16 protein-coding genes are annotated in these 19,614 nt (G+C 64.7%); 2 read left to right on the forward strand and 14 right to left on the reverse strand.

What is annotated here, in order from left to right; translation table 11 throughout:
- Window positions 1–6: 6 nt before the first annotated feature.
- The 14 genes from BLS81_RS00750 to ptsP form a co-directional block, all read right to left on the reverse strand.
- A complete protein-coding gene (locus BLS81_RS00750) occupies window positions 7–981 on the reverse strand; it encodes an alpha/beta fold hydrolase (RefSeq protein ID WP_256326010.1) in 975 nt (324 codons plus the stop codon).
- Window positions 870–1,826 (reverse strand): MBL fold metallo-hydrolase, encoded by a 957-nt coding sequence (locus BLS81_RS00755; protein WP_093221628.1) that lies wholly within the window; start codon window positions 1,824–1,826, stop codon window positions 870–872. Before BLS81_RS00755 ends, BLS81_RS00750 begins: the two co-directional genes overlap by 112 nt.
- 184 nt (window positions 1,827–2,010) lie before the next feature.
- Window positions 2,011–2,403: a hypothetical protein gene (locus BLS81_RS00760; RefSeq protein WP_093219510.1), complete on the reverse strand. Its 393-nt coding sequence runs from the start codon at window positions 2,401–2,403 to the stop codon at window positions 2,011–2,013.
- 64 nt (window positions 2,404–2,467) lie between these two features.
- Window positions 2,468–2,941, reverse strand: coding sequence for a MaoC family dehydratase (locus tag BLS81_RS00765; RefSeq protein WP_093219513.1), 474 nt, complete (start codon window positions 2,939–2,941; stop codon window positions 2,468–2,470).
- A gap of 119 nt (window positions 2,942–3,060) precedes the next feature.
- Window positions 3,061–3,684 (reverse strand): hydrolase, encoded by a 624-nt coding sequence (locus BLS81_RS00770; RefSeq protein ID WP_093219516.1) that lies wholly within the window; start codon window positions 3,682–3,684, stop codon window positions 3,061–3,063.
- A gap of 155 nt (window positions 3,685–3,839) precedes the next feature.
- Window positions 3,840–4,448: a M17 family peptidase N-terminal domain-containing protein gene (locus tag BLS81_RS00775; RefSeq protein WP_093219518.1), complete on the reverse strand. Its 609-nt coding sequence runs from the start codon at window positions 4,446–4,448 to the stop codon at window positions 3,840–3,842.
- Between the two features lie 28 nt (window positions 4,449–4,476).
- Complete coding sequence (locus BLS81_RS00780; RefSeq protein ID WP_093219521.1) at window positions 4,477–5,406, reverse strand: LysR family transcriptional regulator; 930 nt, start codon at window positions 5,404–5,406, stop codon at window positions 4,477–4,479.
- 89 nt (window positions 5,407–5,495) lie between these two features.
- The gene (locus BLS81_RS00785) at window positions 5,496–6,512 is read right to left on the reverse strand and encodes a FecR family protein (RefSeq protein WP_093219523.1); all 1,017 of its coding nucleotides are present in this window, start codon (window positions 6,510–6,512) and stop codon (window positions 5,496–5,498) included.
- Complete coding sequence (locus BLS81_RS00790) at window positions 6,509–7,162, reverse strand: RNA polymerase sigma factor (RefSeq protein WP_176786970.1); 654 nt, start codon at window positions 7,160–7,162, stop codon at window positions 6,509–6,511. Before BLS81_RS00790 ends, BLS81_RS00785 begins: the two co-directional genes overlap by 4 nt.
- A 7-nt stretch (window positions 7,163–7,169) precedes the next feature.
- Window positions 7,170–10,217, reverse strand: coding sequence for a TonB-dependent receptor (locus BLS81_RS00795; protein ID WP_176786971.1), 3,048 nt, complete (start codon window positions 10,215–10,217; stop codon window positions 7,170–7,172).
- A gap of 347 nt (window positions 10,218–10,564) precedes the next feature.
- On the reverse strand, window positions 10,565–11,953 hold the full coding sequence (locus BLS81_RS00800) for a carbohydrate porin (protein ID WP_093219531.1): 1,389 nt from the start codon (window positions 11,951–11,953) through the stop codon (window positions 10,565–10,567).
- A 47-nt stretch (window positions 11,954–12,000) separates the two neighbouring features.
- Window positions 12,001–13,689 carry a PTS fructose transporter subunit IIC gene (locus BLS81_RS00805; RefSeq protein WP_093219535.1) on the reverse strand — a complete coding sequence of 563 codons (1,689 nt, stop codon included), beginning with the start codon at window positions 13,687–13,689 and terminating at the stop codon, window positions 12,001–12,003.
- Window positions 13,690–13,714: 25 nt separating this feature from the next.
- On the reverse strand, window positions 13,715–14,656 hold the full coding sequence (gene pfkB / locus BLS81_RS00810; protein ID WP_093219538.1) for a 1-phosphofructokinase: 942 nt from the start codon (window positions 14,654–14,656) through the stop codon (window positions 13,715–13,717).
- Entirely contained in the window at window positions 14,656–17,163 is a 2,508-nt protein-coding gene (ptsP, locus tag BLS81_RS00815; protein WP_093219540.1) for a phosphoenolpyruvate--protein phosphotransferase, read from the reverse strand. The genes pfkB and ptsP overlap by 1 nt, the downstream gene beginning before the upstream one ends.
- A gap of 147 nt (window positions 17,164–17,310) precedes the next feature.
- Between ptsP and BLS81_RS00820 the strand changes: the two genes are divergently transcribed.
- The gene (locus BLS81_RS00820) at window positions 17,311–18,339 is read left to right on the forward strand and encodes a LacI family DNA-binding transcriptional regulator (RefSeq protein WP_093219543.1); all 1,029 of its coding nucleotides are present in this window, start codon (window positions 17,311–17,313) and stop codon (window positions 18,337–18,339) included.
- Window positions 18,340–18,462: 123 nt separating this feature from the next.
- Window positions 18,463–19,485 (forward strand): class 1 fructose-bisphosphatase, encoded by a 1,023-nt coding sequence (locus BLS81_RS00825; RefSeq protein WP_093219545.1) that lies wholly within the window; start codon window positions 18,463–18,465, stop codon window positions 19,483–19,485.
- Window positions 19,486–19,614 lie beyond the last annotated feature (129 nt).

The raw sequence follows: 19,614 nt of genomic DNA on the forward strand, positions 1-19,614 counted from the left end.
AGCGCATCACACTCCCGTCCAGCCGTCCAGAAAGTCGAGGAGGAGCGCGTTCACGGCTTCGGGCCGTTCTTCATGTGGCAAATGGCCACACCGCGGGATCGGTACGGCGCGGAGGGTATCCGCCATCTCCGCCCAGACCTTGGGCATATCGAACATCTCACCCACGGCGCCGAAGTTTTCGCCCCACAGCGCGAGGGTCGGGCAGGCGATCTTGACGTCCGCATCCGCCGCATCCTGCGCCAGATCTTCGGCATTGGCGCGGTAGTCGGCCATCGCGCCTCGAACCGCACCGGGCGCGCGATACGCACGAACGTATGTGTCGAACGCATCGCCGGTGATCGCCGCTGGGTCATAGGTCCAGTCGGAAAAGAACCAACGCAGCCACGGCTCCTCCTTGCCCGCTATCAGCGTTTCGGGGAGGTCGGGGACCAGATGAAAGAGGAAGAACCAATAGGCTTTGGCGATGCGCGCATCGAGATCGCGCGCGACGATGCGGGTGGGGACATTGTCCATCACCACCAACCGATCGACCCGGTCCGGAAAGTCCTTGGCGAAGCGCGTCGCGACACGCGCGCCCCGATCGTGCCCGACGAGCGCGATTTTGTCGATTGCGAGGAGATCGAGCAGCGCGGCAAGATCCGCCGCCATCGTGCGCTTGTCATAACCGGATGCAGGCTTATCGGTCTCGCCATACCCACGCAGGTCGGGCGCGATGATGCGATAAAGCTCGCCGAGAACCGGCACTTGATGCCGCCAGGCATAGTTGGTTTCCGGGAAACCGTGCAGGAGAACCACCGGAGCGCCGCTGCCCGCATCGATGTAATTCTGACGGATGCCGTTGGCGCGCGCGGTGTGGTTGGCGATCTGTATCATGGCATGATCCGGTTCAGGGTGTAGTTGGCAGGCACCCAACGATAATGGCCATTGTCTGCGACGACATGGCCGATGCCGGGAAACGAGATGTGCGCGCCCGCCACCCACCAATGCTCCGCGCTTGCCCGTGCGAGGATAGCCTGGCGTGTCGCCACCGCCATGTCCGCATTCCAGTCATAGCGAATGGCGATGTTCGGGTCGGCGAACTGGACGGGCTGCATGTGGACGGTATCGCCCCAGAACAGCAGCGACTGACCTTCGTCCTGCAGCAGATAGAAGGTGTGGCCGGGCGTGTGGCCGGGCGCGGCGATAGGAGTAAGTCCCGGTAACAATGGCGCCCCGCCTTCGAAAGGCTTGAAGCGCCCTGCGGCGATATAGGGCGCCACGACCTGCTGGATCGCAGGAAAGAACGGTTTGAGAAGATCATCGACGTTGGCCTGATTGGCATCGTTCAGCCAGAAATCGGCGTCACGCTTCGAGACGTGGACGATCGCCTTGGCAAACACCGGCTTACCATCCAGCAGCAACCCGCCCGCATGATCCTCGTGCAGGTGCGTGATGAAGATGTCGTCGATCTGATCGGGCGTGTAGCCTGCGGCTCGGATCGCCGACACCAAACCACCGCCCTCCTTCCCGTAGAGATTGCCGGCTCCCGTATCGATCAACACAAGCCGATCTCCCGTGTTCACCAGAAAGGCGTTGATCATACCTTCGAACGCCGGCGGCAGGTATTGCGCTGCGAGCAGCGCATCGACCTCGCCCGGCTTCGCGTTCACCGCCACCTTGTCCGATGGGAAGGGGTGCGTGCCATCGAGCAGCGCCGTGACCTCGAAGCGACCGACATGCATCCGGTAATAGCCCGGCGCCTGCCCTCCCACCGGCCTCGCCGCAGCGATGGCCGGTTGTAGTGACGTACCCATCGAAAGCACGCCAATCAGCACCGACGCCAGCATGGCACGCCACCGCACGCTCACTTGGCGTCGCCCTGCGCGACCGTAGGCGAAGCGCCGACGCCCGTCATCGTGGCTGCGGTAACGCTCAGGAGCAAGCGGTCGATCATGCGCATTCGAAAGTCCTCGTCGGTTGGATACTGGATCGTTGGGCATCGGCCGGTCATCAACCTTGCATCGCCGGGAATCAGGGAAGCGGCGCTCCGGCAGCGTCACGGCGTTCGATCGTCGGCGTGCCGTCGGCAGCCACGGTCGCGTCGAGCCGTCGCCTGCCTGCCGCGTCGATCAACACCACGCCCGAGACGCCTTGATTGTTGAGGAAAAGGTAGCTCGATGCCCCGCCGGGGCGATCGAACTTCACGTGGGCTCCCTTGTCATCAATCGCGAGTGCCGCACTCGGCAGCGCCGGGTCGTGGTTCGTCAGCGTGACGCTGGGCCGGTTTGCGGCATCTAATGCCACAGTCGCGCCCGGCTTTCCGTCAAGACCAACCAGGACGATCGTCGGCACCCCGTCCTTGGCGGACATCAAGATGCGCGGATGGCCTTGCGCATCGACGATGCGTAGCTCCTGCGTCGTCATGGGCGGTGGTGACAGATCCGACATTGTGTTCTCCATTCCGCGATAATCGTATGCGCAGCGCGGATCAGCCGGTGCGCAACAGATATTTGTGCATGCCCGAAAGGACGAGTTCGCCCTTTTGATTGTGGACGGTCACGCTGGTCGTCACCTGGCCCTTACCGTCCATCGGCTCGAGCGCGACGATCTCCAACGCGGAATACAGCGTATCGCCGGCATGAACCTCGACCAGGAATTTCGCGGACAGTTCGGTGAAGGCGATGAACACCGCGCCGAACGTGTGCGGAAGCAACGTCGCACCCGGCGCGGTGAACGCGAGTACCTGCAAGCCGTGGACGACCGGCGCGGGATGGCCGTACCGCCGCGCGTATCCGACATCGTAATGGATCGGATGGTTGTCGCACGAAACCGTCTGGAACGCGGACGCATGGGCGTCAGTCAGTGTCCGGCTGGGCGCCCGGAAGATTTCGCCAACCTTCAGTTCGGCAAAGGTTCGCGCCGGCACAATCTGCCAGTCGGTGGGTTCGAATACGAAGCTCATGCGATGGTTTCCTTGGGCGATGGCGATGCGTAGACGCAGCGCCTGCTCAAATCCTCACGTCGTGCGGAAAATGGAAACCGGCACGATACGAAGGCGGGAACGTGCCGGCGTGCGTGCGATCAGGGTTTGATCATGTCGCGCGCATAATCGAGGCCGATGCCGTAACCGCCGCCGTGATCGACGACGATGCTACGCGCGGCTTCGTAGGTATCGTGACGCGTCCAATCCCGCTGCATTTCGAGCAGAAATTGGAGCCACGACGTCATCACCGCGCCCGCCTGCTCCATTCTGCGCAACGCCGCGTCATGGCTGGCCGGCGTCAACCCGCCGCACGCATCGGCAACCACGCGGACCGCGTAACCGTCCGCAAGCGCGGCCAGCACCGGAAAGCTGACGCAGGCCTCCGTCAACAAACCTGCGACGACCAGCGTCTTACGTCCGGTCGCCACCACTGCCGCTTTTGCCGCATCGTCTTCCCACAGGTTCATGGTGCGTCGCTCGATCGGCGTGACGTTCGGCAGGACCGCGCGCAGCGGCGGCATCAGCGGGCCGCTATACACTTTCGATGCCGACGTGCTGACGACCGTTGGTATTTCGAACGCGACCGCGGTTCGCGCGAGCGCAACCGCGTTGCTGCGTAGCGACTGCCGATCCGCAGAACCGGCTGCGAACGCGAGCCCGGCCTGCTCGTCCACCAGAACCACCGTGCAATCGGCGGGAGTAAGAAGCGTTTTCTCGGCCACGACCTATCTCCAATAATCTCGGGGACGAGATACAGGACGCCTCGGGCTAAATCAGTGGGATAGTATCGAGGCTGGCGTTCAACATTGTTGAATAGCTCTGTCGCGGCACCGCCGGGCCAATCGATGCGCCGCCGCGAAGCTGCCCCCGGTAACGGTCAAGCCTGTGGCTCGATGACCGTGAGCGCAGCTCGAAACTGCGCTTCTGCACCGTCGAGATGCGCAATGCCCGCATCGAACGTCCAAGACCGCAAGGGCGGCCGCGAAGCGAGTTCCAGCGTGGCTGTGCGTTCCAGCCGGCGCAACGCGGAATTGAGACCGCCCAGCATCGCCGCTGGCGTATCCCCTGTCGCCTTGATGCCCGAATCCAGCAGACTGGGCGCGAACGCGACCGAGGCGACGCGGCGCTCGTGCGCGATGCCGGCCGCCAGCATGACGGACCGCTCCATCACCGATGGCGTCCACGCGAGCGGATCGCCAAGGCCGATGATCAGCACCGCGGCCGAGCCGATCTCTGCCGGAAGCTGGTCCAGCACGAGGAAGTCCATGTCCTTCGCGCGAAAAACCGTCTCGGTCCTCAACCGTGAGAGTGCGCCCCCGAGCGCCACGTCGAGATGCAGCAGACCTCCCGCAATCGATGTCCCGGGCATTTCGCGCTCGAACATGCATACGCACGATAAATCGACCGCGGCACCGACCCCGTCCCATCCCGCCACATCGACGGCAACACCTTTGAGCGAACCTATCGCCCGCCGATCGATCGTCACAATCCTCGTCCTCGCACTCTTTCCAGGTTTAGATATCAGACAGGTCTGTGAACTCCTGATCTTGCTTGCCGTACTCGACGAACTGACGGAGCAGCCACGACCCGGCTGGACCCGGTGGCAGATCACGACGCCACACGCCGGCGAAGCGGTACATGCCACCAGGATGGTCCGGCATTTCGAGCCGAACCAGCGTGCCCGATGCGAGATCGCCTTCGATCATCGGCAATGGCATATTCCCCCAGCCGATCCCCTCCCGCAGCAGTGAATGCTTGGCGCCAAGATCCGCGAGCCGCCAGGTTCGCGGGCTCATGACCGAAAAATCCCGGCCTTCGGTGAGCGGCGAGCGATCGGTAAGGACAAGCTGGATATGTTCCCGCCCGGCGCCAGGCGCGATCCGCTCCATGCGCGCAAGCGGATGATCGGGTGCGGCGACCGGAACCATCGGTACCGAACCCGCCGATATGCATTCGACACCCTGCACGCCCGCGGCCAGCGGTCCGGAAATGCCGACCACCGCGTTCTGATCGAGAACCAGCGCCGTCACGGCGCCAAGCGCCTCCACATGCAGACGCAAGGTAACCGTCGGGAACTCCACGTTGAAGGCGCGCAGGACGGAACCGACTCTGGCGGCCGGCAGCATGACGTCGAGCGCTAGATTGACCTCTGCCTCCAGCCCTTCCAGCAGCCCTTTCACCTTGGCGCGCAGACCATCGAAGCCTTCGCCGATCGTCCGGATCTCAGCGAGGACCGCGCGTCCGGCCACCGTCAGCTTCGGCTTGCGCGTGCCTTCGCGATCGAAGAGCCGTACCCCAAGTTGCGCTTCGAGATTGGCGATGCCGTAGCTTATCACGGAGACGGCACGGCCGAGTTGACGGCCTGCACCGGCGAAGCTCCCACTGTCGACCACTGCAAGGAAGGTTCTGAGCTGATCGTAGGTTGGGGTGCCAGGATTGACCATTCAAGTTCCTCGAAGGTTTCCGTCAATATCATCGCTTGGGTCGGGCAAGTCGAGCTGGGCCATCTGCAACGGGCTTGCGAGGCAGGTCGCTACCGCAGGCGACGCAACTCCAGCCGGGTCGGCCCGACCCGCACGACCTGGAGGGAAAGCAAGGCCGATACGCTTCGGGCGAAGTGTTCAGGGTCGCCAGCGCGGAACCGCCCGGACACGCGAAGCTGTGCGATCTTGGGATCGGGAACGACGAGTTTGAGCGCGCTACCCTGGTTGATCGCCGCTGCCGCAGCGGCAAGCGTCACGTTATCGAGCTGGACCAGTTCGCCGCCCCCCGCCTCTCCGGGGGCGACCCGCGTGATGACGTCAGGCTTTCCGGGGCGTGCGATCAGTTGCTCGCCGGGCCGCAACACCCTTGTGGCGTCCCCCCCTTCGATACGGACGCTGCCCTCGAAAAGAACGACACGCATTGCCCCATTGCCCAAGGCAACCTGGAAACGCGTGCCGATATCGAGAATGCGTCGGTCCCGCGCAACGACCTGGAACGGGCGCGACGCATCGTGCGCCACGGCTAGCGTCACCGTTCCGCGCTCCAAGGTCACGACCCTGCTCTCAGCCGACATCGATGCCCGAGCCAGGGTATCGGCCCCGAGCGCCATCGTCGTTCCGTCTGCGAGCGCGAACCGCTGCGGAGTGGGTTTCGTCTCGAAAATCTGGTTCTCGGGAGTTGCGCTCCGCGTTGTCGCGACCCCTCCGCCCGGTGGTATCGGGCGGCGACCGAGTTCTCGACCGCCAGCTATCAGCACCACGAAGAGCGCTACCGCGGCCGCCACCGGGCGCCAATGGTCGCGCACGTCATACCAGCGCGACACCGGAGGAACCGCCAGCGCGGCATGGCGAAGTTCCGCGAGATCCGCATCGTCCGCCGTGTCGAACACACCCCAGGCGCTTTCGACGGACTGCCAGGCCGCTCGGTTGGCCTGGCTCTGCTCGAGCCACTCCTCGAACAGCCCTGCCTCCAACGGTATTCCCTGATCTTTCTGAACGCACCACAACGCGGCGGCCTCTGCTGGCGACAATGTCGCCAAACGCCCCCTGGTGATCGGCTCGCTCATCGCAGATCTCCAACTGAGGCGAGGTGCGCGACTGCACGCACCATATGCTTTTCCACGGCGCTCACCGAGATACCGAGACGCTTCGAGATATCGAGATAGCGCATGCCCTCGATCCGCCGAAGAACAAAAATGGTACGGGTCCGGTCGGGGAGCTGGTTCAGTGCCGAAAGCACGGCGTTGAGCGTCTCTCGTCCAGCTATTATCCGGTCGGGCGCGAGCGCTGGCTCGGCCATCCTTTCGGGATCGAGCTCGACATGCGCATCCGCGTGACGGACTGCGCGGCGGCGCTGGCGATCGGTGAGCACGCTCTCCGCGACCTGAAAGGCATAGCCGCGCAGGTTCGCGATTTCGACCAGGGCGCCACGCTGCGAAAGTCGCAGAAAAACCTCCTGCACGAGATCGTGGACGTCTTCTTGCTCGCGGACACGATGTCTGAAATATCCGGTCAGCAGCGGGCGCAACGCATTCAAAGTGGCCCCACTCGGCGAATCGTTACCGGATATATCGTCAGACCAAGCCACTCGGGTGGTTTGCGGCACGCGCGGGCCGAATACCAGCCGCTCCGCGCGGTGGTTTTCGGACGGTTTTCGGCGACCCTGGCGTAGCAGCATTTCCATAGCCGGCACGACGCACGCCGTCGTCAAATCCACACTCGACCTACAAGTTTGCAGCTACCGTGAGATCGAAGCGCCGCCGCCGCGGATCGAGATAGGTGTTGTACGCACCAGAAGCGTTCACGACGGTCTTCGGGCGAGTGTCAAAGGCATCCTGTACCCCGAAGCGGATGCTCATTGCACGAGGGCGACCCGCCAGACCACCATCCGCGATGGAGACGCGGTACTCGACGGCGAGGTCGAACCTTGCCTGCGCCGCGATATCCGCACCGCCCTGATGCACCACCGCATATCGCTCGTCGATATCCTGGAGGAATTCGAGGGCGCTGGTTATCCGGTACCTGCCGGTCAGTTGCGCGTCGGCGGAAAGGGTTAGCGGTCCCGCCGTGAAGCGCGCGCCCGCATTGCCCCGAAACGCCGGCGCACCGTCCGTCACACCGACATAATTGCGGCTCGGTAACCCAAAGCCGATGATCCGTCGAAAGCGAGGCTGCCACGCCGTGGCCGCGTGCACCGCGATGATGCCGGCGCCGTTGAGCGAGAAGCTGAAGTCCATCAGGCCATCGACGGAATCGGTGACGGTCCGGCCGTTCTGCAAGCTTGAGCTATCGACGCTGGTGATGAGCCCGCCGGTGTAGCCAAGCGCCGCGTCCGCGCTGGTGAGCGGTTGCCGCACGACACGATCGGGGTAGTCCTGTTCGTTCGCGATGAAATAGGCGGAACCGTTGGCCAGAGTCACGACATCCTCACCGCGCTTTTCGATGTGGGTGAAATCGACCGACACACGCAGGTTAGGCACGCCCTGTGGCTGAAAGACGATACCTGCGGACAGGCTTTGGGCCCGCCCCGGCCGCGGGTTCGGGGCGCCGCCCGACACCTCGTCAAAGAATTCGAACGTTCCGGGCCGCTTCGGATCGTTGAACGTTAATCCGGGCAGTATGTACCGCGACAAATTCGAAACGGTAAGGGGCTGCTGCCCGGTCGAGATGCTGCCCCGGAGAAGGAGACCCTCGATCGGGGAGAACTTCAGACCTGCCGTGTAGACGGTCCCGGTATTTCGCACCGTGCGCGTGCCGCCACCATCGACCGACAGCGCATTTTGGATGGCATCGGTCGTAGTCCAGTCTCGCCGCATGGCAAGCTGGACCTCCAGCCCGCGCAAGGGGCGGAAGCCGGAGAGCGCATCCACCAAGGGTGCGCGAACCTCCCCGTAGAGTGAGCTGGTCACTTGCCCGTAGTTCGGACGAGCCTCGACAATCTCGTCTGAAAGGAGGGGCGAGTAGGAATGTCGGCTCGCGTTTGCCACGCGCTCGCTTCGCCGCTCCGCGAGCAATGTTGCGCTGAGATCGCCGCCGGAAAGCGAGAGTACCGGGCCGGCCAGCCTCAACGACGCGTCGCCGAAGACATTCCGCGCGTGCGACGTTTCGCCATAATCGCCGAACAACCCGGCAAAAGACTGAAGATATGCCGAATAGTCACCGAGGGGATTGCCGATGTTGCCGCCGTAATATGCGTTAATCCCGGCAAGCGTGAGTTGCTGCCCGCGCGAGACATAGCTGCTGATGCCCGACCCGTGGCTATAGTCGCCCTCCGCGCGCCACGCGCCCGGGAGTTGAACGATCACGCCACCCGTCAGTCGGGAAACGCGAGAGCTGAAGGCGTAGCGGATCGTCTGCGAGGGCTGAGGCGCATAGACGGTGACGGCTTGGTCGAACGGATTCCCGGGATCGTCGGCGCTGAGCTTTATCGCATTTTGCGGATACCCTGTCTGCGCGGTGCCCTCATTGTCGAAATGGAGATAGTCCACGAAAAGCTCGATCGGCCCCAACCGATGTCTGGCGCTGGCGATGAACGCGGTGGTGCGCCGTCCGGACAGCAAGGTCTGACTATCACCTGACGCATCCGGGCTCGGGTTGGGATCGATCCTGCCGGCGTTTTCGATCAGCACCTGGACAAGTTCAGCGCTGGATCGCCCATCCGCCGGCGGCACGAAGGTGATCTGCGAACCCAGTGTCGCGCCGCCGAACGCGGATTTCAGCCGCAGAACATCTCCGCCGCTTGCAACGACCGTCAACGACGCCGATGGCGGCGGCCCCGCCAAAACGAAATAGCCGGGATCATTGGCGAATATGCGGGCATTGGCGCGCTTTTGGTAATCGCGATCCCCAACATCGAGCCCGCCGAACGTCGATCGTGCGTATTCCACCATCACATCGGTCGATCCGTGATCGGGGGTGAAACCAAGCCGCAGGTCCACCCGACGCGTGGGGGTGTCGCCGCGGGCGGTGACGCCATCGGTCACCGCAACGTCAATGCCGCGATAGTCACGCCGAAGCACCAGATTGACCACACCGGCGGTCGCGCCGGGGCCGTAGATGCCGCCGGCCGTCGCAGTGATCGCCTCGACCCGTTCGATCGCTTCGAGCGGAATCGCGTTCACGTCTGATTGATTGAACCCGTTCACCGGCCCCGGCATCATGGGAAGGCGGTGGCCATCGACGAGGATGAGGGTCTGGTCCGTCCCGAGACCGCGCAGGTTGATCGACGATGCGGTCGACCCCTGAGCGCCAGCCCCCTGCTGCGACAGCGTCGCCCCCTGATCGTTGGCAGGAAACCGCTTGCCGGCAAGCTCTTCGATCGTCGAGACATGGGACGCTGCGATGTCTTGACGGGTAATCACCTGATACGGACGAACGTCGTTTTCGGTGCGGCGAACGTCGGTGTTCTGGGTCCGCTGGCCGATGACAAGAATGTCGGGAATGGCTTTCGGTTGCTCGCTGGACCCGACGGACATGGCGGTGATGATGAAACTGCCTTCGCCGGTTTTCCGGACGGCAAGCGGAGAGCCGGCGAGCACCAGGGCGAATGCCTGTTCTACGGTCATTCGCCCGGAAACCGAGGGCGCCCAACGCTCACCGATCACGCTTTGCGAAAATAGAAGCTGAATTCCATAGCGCTTCGCGATCGATTGCACGCTAGACGATAGCGGTTGCGCCGGGAGCGTGAGGGCACGCAAAGCGTCCTCTGGCGCCGCACGCGCGATGGAGGGCACCGTCAGCGCGACGATCCCCAGATAGACATAGCGCCACATGACCCCTTTTGCCGCCCCTAAGCTACTCTGACGTCCTGAACAGGTCACCGACGCGCGAGGGCGCATAGTGGACCATCGCTCGCCAACCTCGATAATACCCAACCCGTTGCAACGGCTTTTCGGAAATGTGGAGCGTTTTGCAACGTCTTGTCCAGCTCAACCGCTTCGGGGGGCATCGAAGGCTTCGGATGTCACGTTAGCAGACGTGGCCCTTTAACGACCTTCGCAAACCCCGGAAGGCATCGCTTGGCCGCCGTCAGCAGCTCCGGGTCGCGCCCACAGAACTGCCGACCTGGCGCATCGATTGATCTGTTCCCAACAGAGGGGTCGACCAGCAAGGCTCAGCATCATCGGCGCGACGCTCCGAGCAGCGTTGGTGCGTCGATCGTGAACTTGAAGCCGAACACAAGGGCATTGCCGATATTCTTCGTGCGGAACGGCGCGCCAGTCTGGTCGGGGTGCAGGATATACTGGATATTGGGCGAGATGCGTACGGCGGGGCTGAGTTGCGCCCCATACGCCAGCTCCATCATATATTGGTGGCGGCCGATATTGCCGTCACCACCCGCCGACATTCGCGCGGCGCGCATCCGCTCCATGGCGAGGTCGCTGAACTGCTGGTCGTTGATAAGAAAGCCGATCGTGTCGGCATCACGCCCCCGGAAGGTGCCGGTCTGGAGCAAGCCGAGTTCGAGATAATGGCTCTCCTCGACGCGGCCCGTGAGATTGGTCATGGCGACCCCGAACACGGCCAAGCCCCGCTTCGAATTCGGATCGGGACGGGTCAGCATCTGGTCGAACCGGAAATAGAGTCCCGAGCGCCCATGCAACGTCGCGGCCGGCTTGCCGGTCAGGATTGCGATGCCGCCCGAGGCATCGCGCACCGGATCGGCATAATCGCCGCGGTCGAACCAGCCGCCGAGGATATAATGGCCCGGCAGGCGCGTGGCGTAGCTGTCGTCGGCATAGCCCGCTTCCCACGGTACGACGACGCCTGTCGCATTGCGCGTGCTGAAATTGAACCCGTGGTCATCGGCGCGCTTGCGATCGGGATTCACCTCATAGACGCCGGCGTGGAGGAACCAGCGCGGCGTGAACTGGACACGCGCCTGCGCCATCCAACTCGACGCCGGGAAATAGGTGAAGTTGCTGTTCTTGAACACGAAGGTCGGGTTGCCGCAGGCAGAGTTCGTCTGGAAATTGCAGTAGAGCGGGGAATTCAGAAAATGGATGTTCGCCTGGCTGCGACCGGCTTCGATGTCGAGGCGGCCATCGAACAGTTTCTGCTCCCAGGTCAGGATGGCAAGGTGGGTGTTTTGCGTGCCCCACACTTCCTGAACTGAAGTATTGTTGCCGATCGCGATCGCCGAAAGGCTGTCTCCATGCCGGTTGGTGACTGCAAAATGGATGGTGCCACCGTTGATCCCGACGATATGATCCATGTCGAAATCGGCCCCGAGATAGACCTGGCCAGTATAGGCGCTATCGCGCCGCAGACCCCCGCTCACGTTGCCGGCCGCCTCGCCGGTATAGCTGAGCGCCAGCGTGATGCCCTGCGCAGCCAGGGGCTGGAACGGGCGCACCGTATCGGCCTCCTGGCTTGGCAAAATCGGCGGTGGCGGGGTGGCCGGATCGGTGACGGTGCTATCCTGGGCATGCGCCGCGGGCGCCACCGCGAAAGACAAGGAGAGGACGGCGACGCCTGCGGTGCAGGCGCCCTTGAGCGAAGCGAGCATGGGACGAGTTCCTTCGGGCCGGCCGCGCCGGCCTCAGTGGCGGGATTTCACGCGGTGGCAGGGTCTCTGCGAGACGGCTTGAGCACCCCGACCAGCACCGCCGTCAGCGTCGTTCCGGCCACAATCGCGGCGGCATACGCGAGGAGGTGCGTGACCGCGCCGGGAATCGGCAGGACGAAGATGCCGCCATGCGGCACCTTCAGCTCGACGCCGGAGGCCATCGAGATCGCGCCCGCGACAGCCGACCCCGCCATCAGCGATGGAATCACCCGAAACGGATCACGCGCCGCGAACGGGATGGCGCCCTCGGTGATGAAGGACAGGCCCAGCACGCCCGCCGCAGCGCCCGCTTCGCGCTCTTCGGCGGTGAAGCGGTCGCGGAACAGAAAGGTCGCGAGCGCGATGCCGAGCGGCGGGGTCATGCCGGCGGCCATGGTCGCGGCCATCGGCGTATAGACCTGGGAGGCGACCAGCCCGACCGAAAAGGCATAGCCGGCCTTGTTGACCGGGCCGCCCATGTCGAACGCCGACATGGCCCCGAGGATCACCCCGAGCAGAATCGCGCTCGATCCCTGCATCGAGCGCAGCCACTCGGTTAGGAACGCGAGCGCTGCGGCGACGGGCGTTCCAACCGCAAAATACATGAGCAATCCCGTCAGCAGCGTACCGAGCAGGGGCAGGATCAGCACCGGCTTGAGACCCGTCAGGTTCTTCGGCAGCCTGATCCAGCGGTTGAGCTGGTCGACGCCATAGCCGGCGATGAAGCCGGCGACGATGCCGCCAAGGAAGCCGGCGCCGAGCAGGGCGGCGACCATGCCGCCGATCATGCCGGGTGCGATGCCAGGCCGGTCGGCGATCGAATAGGCGATATACCCAGCGAGCGCCGGCACCATAAGCGCGAACCCACCCTTGGCACCGATCAGGAACAGGGTGTGGGCGAGCGTGCCGGCAGCGGCATCATCATTGGCGTGGATGCCGCCAAGCGCGAAGGCGAGTGCGATCAGGAGGCCGCCCGCCACCACGAAAGGCAGCATGAACGACACGCCGGTCATCAGGTGCTTGTACGGCCCCGCGCGCTCCTTCACGCCGGCTGGCGCGGAGCCCGCTGCGGCGACCGCACCGCCCTGAACCGTCGCTTCGGCGAGCGCCCGCTCGATGAGCTTCGCGCCGCCGGTGATCGCCGGCTTGGTGTTGCTTGCGAACACGCGCTTGCCCGCGAAGCGCGAGCGATCGACTTCGCGATCCGCCGCAATCAGGACGATCTCGGCGTTGGCGATCTCTTCGTCGGTCAGGGGCGTGCCGGCGCCAACCGACCCCTGTGTCTCGACCCGGATCGGATAGCCGAGTTGCTTGGCACCCTCCTGCAAACCTTCCGCCGCCATGAAAGTATGCGCGATGCCGGTCGGACAAGACGTTACGGCGACGATCGAGGGAATCCGCGAAGCCAACACCGCGCCGTCGTCAGCCGCGTCGCGGAGCGCGCCGGCGGGGTCGGTCAGCACGGCATCGAGGGTCAGATGCCGGTCGGCTTTCCGGCCGAGCGCGCCTTCGTCAGCGCCGACGAGCAGCAAGGTCGTGCCATCGTCGGGCACCACATCGAGCGGCTGCCGGCGATCGCGCACCTTGATTTCAAGCGGACGGCCTTCGGTTTGCGCGGCCTTGCGCAGGGCTTCCGCCGCCAGCACGGCCTGGATATCTCTGCCCTCGCCGTCGATTACGGCCAATAGTCTCTTCATGATCCTCTCCGCTTCATGATCGTTGTCAGGCGATCTCCAGTCGCGAGACCGAAACGTCCGCAGCGAGCGCTTCGATGGCGCCGCGCGCCGGCAGGTTCGGCCCCGCCATTCCGAGCTTGCCCCCCGCGAAGGCGGTCGCGAGCCGGGCAAGCCGCTCCGGTTCCGCATTTTCGTGAAGGGCAGCGGCGATCCCGGCGACCATCGCGTCGCCGGCGCCGACCGTGCTGGTTACGTCGCCGAGCACCAGTTGCGTCGCGACCGTGCCGTCCGCCGACAGGAACAGCGCGCCTTCGGCGCCCATCGAGACCACCACCAGTTCGACGCCGCGATCCAAAAGCCCCCGAGCGGTGTCGATCAGCGCGGCGCGATCCGCAAAGGGATGCCCAACCCAGGCGGCAAGCTCATCCCGATTGGGCTTGACCACATGGGGCAACACCTCGGCTTCGAGCGCGCGCTCGAGCGGCAAACCGCTGGTGTCCAGCAGAACCCGGCAGCCCGTACCGCGCAACTGCCGCACGAGCATGGCATAGATACCGCTCGAACAGCCGGGCGGTACGCTGCCCGACAGGATGACAAGATCGCCGCGCTGGACTGCTGCGCTGAGCGTCGCGACGACCATGTCGACTTGGCTCTCGTCGACCGCGATGCCGGTCAAATTGATGTCGGTGGTACCGACCCTGTCGACCAACTTCAGATTGACCCGGGTCGATCCGGCCACGCGGACGAAGCGATCATCGATCGCCTTCTGGGCGAAAAGCTGGTCGAACGGCGCGGCATTGTCGCGCCCCAGCAGGCCATGCGCGACGACGTCCAGATTCCAGTCGGCGAGACAGCTTGCGACATTGACGCCCTTGCCACCGGCATTCTGGCGGACGGCTGTCGCGCGGTGAACCTCGCCTGGCACGAGCCGGTCGAGCGTAACCGTCTGGTCGATCGCCGGGTTGAGGGTGACGGTATGGATACGCATCAGGCCACCGCCTCGCCAAGCGCGCGCACCTCGGCCGCCCCCTCCATCTCGACGGCGCGGCGGGCGAGCGCCTCGAGTGCGGTCAGATCGGAGGCGCGGATGCGAGCCTTCACCGCCGGAACGTCGCGCGGAGTCATCGACAATTCGGTGACGCCGAGGCCAACGAGCAGCGCCGCCCCGAACGGATCGCCGGCGATACCGCCGCACACCCCGACCCAGCGGCCATGCGCCCTGGCGCCCTCGACCGTCATTGCGATCAGCCGCAGCACCGCCGGGTGGAGACTGTCGGCCTCGTTGGCGAGATCGGGATTCTGGCGGTCGATGGCGAGCGCATATTGCGTCAGGTCGTTGGTGCCGATCGAGAAGAAGTCGGCATGGGCGGCAAGCGCCCTGGCCTGGACGGCGGCCGCCGGTACCTCGATCATGATACCGATCGGCACGACCGGCGCGTCGAGTTCGACCCGGATCGCCTCGCAGCGCTCACGCAACCGGACCAATTCCCAGGCCGAGGTGATCATCGGAAACATGATCGACAGGTCACCGCCCGCCTTCGCCGCCCGGTAGAGCGCGCGTAGCTGCGGATCGAGCAGGTCGGGGCGACGCAGCAACAGCCGCGCGCCGCGCACGCCGAGGAACGGGTTTTCCTCCTTGGGCAGATCAAGGTGTGGCACCTGCTTGTCGCCGCCGATATCGAGCGCGCGGACGATCAGTGGGCGGCCGTCCAGCGCGTCGATCATGCCGCGATAGATCGCCTCCTGCTCCGCTTCGTCCGGCGTGTCGCCGCGTTCGAGGAAAAGGAATTCGGTCCGCATCAAACCGACGCCTTCGCCGCCCTGCGCCAGCGCGAACGCCACCTGATCCGGGCGATTGACGTTGGCGGCGACCGCTATTTCATGCCCGTCACGCGTCACCGCCGGACGGCTGCGATCGGCGGCTTCGGCGAGACGTTTTTCCGCCAGGTCAGTAATCCATGCCTTTGCGGAATCGAGGTCGGCGTCGGTCGGGTCGAGCCAGACGCGCCCGCTGTCGCCGTCAACGATCACCGCCGTCCCCGGCGGTAGCGCGAGAAGATCGGCGCCGCCCGCGACGATCGATGGCAGGCCCAGGGTGCGTGCGAGGATCGCGCTGTGCGACGTGGGACCGCCGAGTGCGGTCGCGATGCCGACCACACGGTTGGTATCGAGCGTGGCGGTGTCGGACGGCGACAGATCGGGCGCGATCAGAATCGCTGGCGCCTCCGGCAAGACGGCGAGCGACCCTGCGGCCAGCGCCGGATCTATCGCGGCGAGGACGCGTCGGCCGACATCATGCAGGTCGGCGGCTCGCGCCGCGAGAACCGGATTGCCGAGCGCCGAGAGCTGTCCGGCGATCCGGCCGACCGCCTGGTCCCATGCCCAGCCGACGCCATGCCCTTCGACCATCAACTGACACGTCAGGGTGATGAGATCGGTGTCGTCGAGCAGGTCGGCCTGCGCCTTGAAGATCGCCGCATCGGAGGCGCCAAGCCGCCGCGTGGTTTCGTCCACCAGCGCCTTCATCTGCGCGCGCGTGCGGGTCAGCGCCTCGTCCAGCAAAGCCCCGCCGGTCACGAGATCGACCGGCTCGTCCGGCACCACAAGCTCGGATGGAGCGAGGACGTGGACCTTTCCCACGGCAAGCCCCGGACTTGCCGCGACCCCGACGATCGCCTTCAGCGCGGTTACGGGCTGCCAGCCGCGCACCGCGACGCTCGCCTTGGCCGCCGCGCGCGCGGCGTCTTCCTTCTCACGCGCGGTCAGGCGGCGAACCACGGCCAAGAAGGCGTCGAGCGCGGCGCGCGCATCCGGGCCGTCGGCAGAGATGGTGACCGCGTCGCCCGCCTTGAGCCCAAGCTGCAGCAACGACACGAGGCTGCGCGGATCAGCGGTCTCACTGCCATGACGGACGCGTAGCCGCGCCGTTGCCGCGCGCGCCGCCTCACCCCAGGCCGAAGCCGGACGGGCGTGAAGCCCCGCCGGATACTCCACCGTCCACTCGGCGGTCTCGCTGAAGTCTTCGGCCGGTGACGCCGCGGCGGAGGGAGCATTCTCCTGGAGCGCGGATGTGATCACCCCCGCATCGTCGGTAGCGACGAGCGACTGAATCCGGGCATCGTCCTGAATAAGCCGGGTCAGCCGACGCAGGATAGCGATGTGGCTGTCCGAATTGGCGGCGATGCCCACGACGAGATGTGCCGTCTGCCCGGGGTTCCACTCGACACCGTCGCGCAGTTGCAGGATCGCGATGCCGTCACGGCGGACGAGCCCCTTGTCCTCGCCAAGCCCATGCGGAATCGCGACCCCGGCGCCGAGGAATGTGTTGGCCACGGCCTCGCGGCGAACCATGCTCTCCTCGTAGCCTGGCGCAACGCAGCCAGCAGCGATGAGCAATTGTCCGACCTGGCGGATCGCGTCTTCCTTGTCAGCAGCGCGCGCGGCGATACGCACAAGCTCGTCGGCGCGGGTCAGCGGTTCGGCGGAAGCGGGCATTTCAGACGACTCTCCACGTATTCTCGTTGACGATGAGAAAACGTTTTCTCGCAATCTTTGTCAAGAGGGTTGCGAATTAGGGAGCAAAGGATGCAGAATGCGCATCTGGGAACAGCGCGTTATCCCGTAATGAGAGATCGATTTCTTATGGCTGTCGGGATCAAGGATGTAGCGAAAGTCGCACAGGTTTCGCCTGCCACGGTGTCTCGCGTGCTGGCCGGGCGCCCGGTCGATCCCGCCATGAAGGATCGGGTGCAGGCCGCCGTCAAATCGACCGGCTACCGGCCCAACCTGGCGGCGCGCAGGTTGCGTTCGCAGCACACGAACACGATCGGTCTTATCGTCGCCGACATCCGCAACCCCTATTTCACCTCCGTCTCCCGCACGATCGAGCGGGTCGCCGCCGAGCGGGGCTTCAGCGTGATCCTCAGCAACACCGATGAGGATCCCGCTCAGGAAGCGAAGTATCTCGAGTTGATGCAGCAGGAGCGCGTGGCCGGCGTCATTCTCGCCCCGTCCCGCCAGCGAGTCGATCGGGCGGGTAAGCTATCGCTCGATTGCCCGGTCGTGCTGATCGACCGCGCGATGCCGCAGACCGGGCATGACTGCGTGCTTCTCGACAATGAAGCCATGGCCGCGTTGCTGGTCGAGCACCTCCACGCAGAAGGGCATCGCCACATCGCCGGATTGTTCGGCGCTGCGAGCAGCACCGGCGTCGCGCGCCGCGCCGGCTTCGAGCGCGCTGCCGACCAACTCGGCATGAATGCGGCAGCCGTCGCCATTCCGCATGAATCAGATGCAGCAGAGCGGGTGGTCGCGGAGCTTCTGCAGGGCGCCAAGCGGCCTGATGCGCTCGTCGCGAGTAACGGCGTCATGGTGTTGACGGTGTTGCGTGCGCTGCGCACCCTCGGCCTCGACGTACCCCGCGACATTGCTCTCGCTGGTTTTGATAATAATGACTGGATGGAATTTGTTGGTGAAGGACTCACGGTCATCGAACAACCTGTCGAGGAAATCGGCCGCACCGCGATGACCATGTTGTTCGACCGCTTCGATCATCCCGGCGGCCCTGCGCGCCGTGTGGTTCTGGACGGACGCCTGATCGCCCGCGGATCGAGCACGCTTGCGGGCAATGTCGGACGACGCGGGCTCATGCCTCCACAACCGTCTTTATGAACTGCTCGGGTTCGATTAGGTGTCCAGCCATTCAGAACGTCAGGGCGATCGCCGAAGCGACCGCATTCGCCCACCGTCCAGACCTTGCCGACCGGATCATGACCCTTGCGCGGAGACAGCCCGATGAATGAAACGAATGACCGGAACACCGCGCGAGCACCAACGCTGTCCCGCTTCCTGATCGATCAGCAGCGCAAGCCCGGCTGCCCTTGTCCGGCCGAACTGCGTTTGCTCATCGAAACGGTTGCCCGCGCGTGCAAGGCGGTGGGGTATGCCATCTCGAAGGGCGCGCTCGGTGACGTGCTGGGGACGCTCGGCAGCGAGAATGTCCAGGGCGAGGTCCAGAAGAAACTGGACGTCATCGCCAACGATCTGCTGCTCGACGCCAACGAATGGGGCGGGCACCTTGCCGGCATGGCATCCGAGGAGATGGAGACGATCCACCCCATTCCCAATCGCTATCCCAAGGGCGAATATCTCCTCCTGTTCGATCCCATCGACGGATCGAGCAACGTCGATGTCGATCTGTCGGTCGGCACGATATTCTCGGTGCTCCGCGCCCCGGCCGATTGCGCCGGACGCGACGTGACGGAAGAAGACTTCCTACAGCCCGGCCGCGATCAGGTCGCCGCGGGCTATGCGATTTACGGTCCGCAAACCTTGCTCGTGCTGACAGTGGGTACCGGCGTTTACGAGTTCACGCTCGATCGCGAGGTTGGCTCCTGGCGCCTGACGGATGGTCCGCTGCGCTTGCCGGCCGGCACGCAAGAGTTCGCCATCAACATGGCGCGACGGCGGCAATGGTCGCCCGCAATCGCCCGCTATATCGAGGATCGCATCATGGGTTCGGAAGGGCCGCTCGGCACCGACTACAATATGCGCTGGACCGCCTCGATGGTGGCCGACATCCATCGCATCCTCAAGCGCGGTGGCGTGTTCCTCTACCCATCGGACCATCGGCACCCCGGCAAGGCGAGGCTGCGCTTGCTTTACGAGGCCAATCCAATGGCGTTGCTTATCGAGCAAGCCGGCGGTGCGGCAAGCGACGGCTCGCAGCGCATCCTCGACGTGATGCCGGTCGGATTGCATCAGCGGGTGGGGTTCATCGCCGGCGATGCGCAAGAGGTTGCCACTGCGGTACGTTAGGAGACTTGGGCGCAGCTAGGATCCATAACCGCTATCCCATTGGCGCGGATCGTGCAGCGCACAGTGGGCCAGCGCACTTGCTAATCCACGCCTTGGCTTCCTCAAGTATGACTTCGTCGTTTCGACCAG

The organism is Sphingomonas sp. NFR15, from assembly GCF_900103265.1.
GTDB lineage: Bacteria > Pseudomonadota > Alphaproteobacteria > Sphingomonadales > Sphingomonadaceae > Sphingomonas > Sphingomonas pollutisoli.